The organism is Pseudomonas sp. 1D4 (assembly GCF_001728925.1).
GTDB lineage: Bacteria > Pseudomonadota > Gammaproteobacteria > Pseudomonadales > Pseudomonadaceae > Metapseudomonas > Metapseudomonas otitidis.
Genome location: NZ_LXJQ01000125.1, coordinates 1 through 912, shown reverse-complemented (window position 1 = coordinate 912; position 912 = coordinate 1). Strand labels below are relative to the sequence as shown.

Below are 912 nucleotides of genomic sequence, written 5' to 3'. Positions count from 1 at the left end.
AAGGGGGAGTAGGTGTGTAATGAGCCGGTTTCCTGTAGGCGCACGGGTTTGACCGTATTGCTGACGGCCACATAGGCGCGCGGGGGGCCGTCGGCTTGGGCCCCTAGCTCCGGCCAGTCGCCTGCGCGGATGATCAGCCCCTGCTCGTAGGGCAGCAGCACGATATCCCCGTGGCCGCTCAAGGCATGGCGCAGGCGCTCCTCCCCACCCAGGCGCTCCACATAGCTCTGCCCCAGCACGGTGTACCAGTTGGCGCCCTTGATATGGTTTTGCAACCTCCGGCACATGGCATAGGCAAGGGTGTCCACCTCCAGCCCCGAGTAACGCTGGGCCAGTTGGTACTCACTGGGCATGTAGCTGTCGTAGTCGTAGGGCAACACACAGGAGAGCCCGCCATAGCCATGCTCGGCCTGGACCTGGTTGCACAGGTAGGTCAGCCACGCTTGGTAGCGCTGTGGCCCTTCCGGCTCACTGAGCAAGGTCCAGGGCAAGATCAGCTTGATATAAGAGCGACGTTGTTCCCCATGGGCTTCGAATGAGTTGAGAAATTGCAGGCTGTAGTCTTCGGCCTCTTTTTCGTTCTTGGCGCTGCTCAGGTGCCATTCCTGTCGATCATTGGGGCCTGAGGCCAATACGGCCTGGCGTTTTTTCTCGAAGCGCTCGGGGGTGGCTTTGTAGTAGCCACCTCCGGCCTGCCATCTCAGCTTGTCGCCAAACTCCTTGTAAAAGCGCTCGAAGCTCTCGACCACGCGCTGCTTGCGTTCGGCGGTGTAGCCTTCGCGAAAGTAAAGGGTGGCGATCAGCCCCAGCTTGACCACGGGCTGGCCCTGGGCGTTTTCGATCTCCAGGTCGGGGGCGTGTTGTTTGAGGGTGTCCAATGCGTTCATCTTCGGCACGCGCCTAGCCCTCCTT

At 61.1% G+C, this 912-nt stretch carries 1 protein-coding gene; it reads right to left on the bottom strand.

Annotated features, from left to right (window positions below; translation table 11 throughout):
* A partial coding sequence (locus A7D27_RS26850; RefSeq protein WP_069566682.1) for a type VI immunity family protein occupies window positions 1-887 on the bottom strand: 887 nt, incomplete at its 3' end.
* Between the last annotated feature and the right edge of the window lie 25 nt (window positions 888-912).